This is a genomic window from Mesorhizobium sp. M5C.F.Ca.IN.020.32.2.1 (assembly GCF_004023105.1).
Classification (GTDB): domain Bacteria; phylum Pseudomonadota; class Alphaproteobacteria; order Rhizobiales; family Rhizobiaceae; genus Mesorhizobium; species Mesorhizobium wenxiniae.
In genome coordinates this window covers 1-2,447 of record NZ_RZSX01000901.1, presented here as the reverse complement: position 1 = coordinate 2,447, position 2,447 = coordinate 1, and the positions used below count along the sequence as shown (strand labels likewise).

Annotated in this window: 2 protein-coding genes; both read right to left on the bottom strand. The window is 63.2% G+C overall.

Translation table 11 applies throughout. The features are described from left to right. On the bottom strand, window positions 1-878 hold an 878-nt coding region (locus EOA86_RS30600; RefSeq protein WP_164892136.1), incomplete at its 3' end, for an AMP-binding protein. Further along, on the bottom strand, window positions 875-2,447 hold a 1,573-nt coding region (gene asnB, locus EOA86_RS30595), incomplete at its 5' end, for an asparagine synthase (glutamine-hydrolyzing) (RefSeq protein WP_128345039.1). The genes EOA86_RS30600 and asnB, both read right to left, overlap by 4 nt.

Sequence of the window (2,447 nt, the reverse complement as noted above, 5' to 3'; positions counted from 1 at the left end):
GTGTTCGTGACGTAGCGAATGCTCGAAAAATCATGGTCTTTCAGCGACTTGAGATCCGAGAGTGCCGCGAAGATGGTCGGCACGCCGGGAAAACCTGTCACCCTCTCCTCCTTGATCAACCCGAGGATCTGCGCCGGGAAAGCGAACGAGCGTTCAAGCACCAGCCGAGCGCCAGTGCGAAACGCCATGATCATCTGGTACAGGCCGTAATCGAAGGCGAGAGGCAAAACGTTGAGGATCACCTCGTCTTCGCACAGCTTCAGGTATGAAGCGATCGACGTGCACGCGGCAGTCATGTTCCTGTGCGTCAGCATCACGCCCTTGGGTTCGCCTGTCGATCCAGATGTGTAGATGATGGCAGCGAGATCGATATCGATGCACCGGCGCGCCGGCGGTACGCTACCATCGGCGGCGACCACGCTGTCCCAGCGCACGGCGTGCGGCAATCCTGTCAGCTCGCCCTCGATGATCGGCCCGGAGACGATCACCCGGCGCAATGACGGGCAGCTGCGTGCCGGCCCGCTGAAGATCGAGTGCAGGTGCCTGTCCGTGATCAGTGCCGTCGGTCGGCAATCGTTGAGCAGGTAATCAAGCTTGTCGCTCTTGGTGAGCGGATTGACGATGCACACCACGGCGTTCGCCTTGAGCACGGCCCAGAAGGCTACGACCGTCTCGACAGTGTTGTCGGCGAAGATCACCACGCGATCTCCGCGTGCAATCCCAGACGCGGCCAGATGTTGCGCGATGGCGTTCGAGCGCGCTTCGAGCTCGCCATAGGTGACACGTTGCCCGCCGCACACCAGCGCCACCTTCTCACGGACCCGGCTGGCGGCGTGGGTGAGGTAGTCATGCAGCAGTGGTACGGCGCCATGCATCATGCCAGGACCTCTTCGCGATGCTCGCGCTCAACGTCGACGCTAAGCTCGCCCAGGCGGACCCCACCGGGGCGGCTTGCGACAAACTGCTGGTGAAGAAGCTGGGTCGACAGCACGCCGACCAGCGCCATGTTGTCGGAGTTGGACAGATCGCCGTCGCTCGCCCTGGCTCGACACTTGTCCAGCAGGCGCGTGACCGACTTCGGATCGAAAACGTTTGCCTCGCGCAGCGCCGTCTCCGAAAGCGCTTCGCGGACATAGGCCGGAGCATCGTCGGCAACGAAGCAGAGCGCGTTGGGCGCTCGGTACGGCTGCTTCTTGCGGGCCACGATTTCGGACGGCACGATCGGTTCCGCTACCCGCTTCAACACGTGCTTTTCGTCGAGGACGCGCAGCTTGTAGGCAGCCGGAAGCGAATTCGCGAGCGTCACGAGTTCATCGTCAAGGAACGGGAAGCGCCCCTCGACGGAGTGGGCCATGAGCATCCTGTCCCCTTGTGAAGAAAGCAGGTATCCCGACATCAGCGTCTGGATCTCGACATACTGGTCCTGCGCGAGCGAGCCCCATCGCGAAAACTCCGCGGGCAGGCGGGCGATCAGCTCGGGCACGGCATTGCGGCGCTCGGACTCGGCGCGCATGTCGGCGGAGAACAATCGCTTGATGGCGCTGGTGGTGCGCCAGCGTGTGTCATGCGCAAAGCCGGGCGTGTCATAGGCCTGGATATCGCGCCCGAAGAACTGGCGCGCCATTGCTTGCTGATGCACCGGCGAGCGGCTGAGATAGGGATACAGGCGCTCCAGCAGCCGTGAGCGTCCTGTCGATGCGGGCTGGCGTCCCCAAAAGCGGCGAACTTTGCCTTCGCGGAACAGGTCATAGCCAGCGAACATTTCGTCAGCTCCTTCGCCGGTCAGCACGACCTTGATGCCGTGTTCTCGCACCAGCCTAGAGAGCAGGAACAGCGGCGCAGGCGCGGTCCTCAGGATTGGGCGCTCTGTGTGATTGATCACCTCGGGAAAGATCTCGGCGATGTCGCTGCGCGAAACCACCACCTCATGGTGCTCGCTCCCGGTCGCGCCGGCGACCAGGCGCTGGAAACGGGTCTCGTCATACTCGGCGTCGGCAAAACGCAGGGAGAAGGTCTGGAACCGCTCGCCCGCGTAGCGCCTTCCCAGCGCGGCGACTAGCGAGCTGTCAAGCCCGCCCGACAGATAGCAGCCGACCGGCACGTCGGCCTGCACAATCCTGAGCGCCGTCGCAGCCTCCAGGGCGCCGCGCACGTCGTCCACCGCGTCGTCGAGCGAGCCGGTGAATTCTCCACAGCGGGGATCGGAAGTTTCGGGATAGCAAGGCTTCCAGAAGGCCCGCTCGCGAACGGTGCCACTTTCGTAAATGCGGACGTGCCCCGGGGTGAGTTCGCTGATCCCCTGAAATACGCCTTGCGGCGGGACGACTGTCCAGAGCGTGAAAGTCTGATCGATGCCGGCTGGATCGAAGGCACGGGGTATATTCATGTCGGCCGCGAAAATGGCTTTCACTTCGCTGGCAAAGTAAAGGCGCCCCCCATGCTCGCAG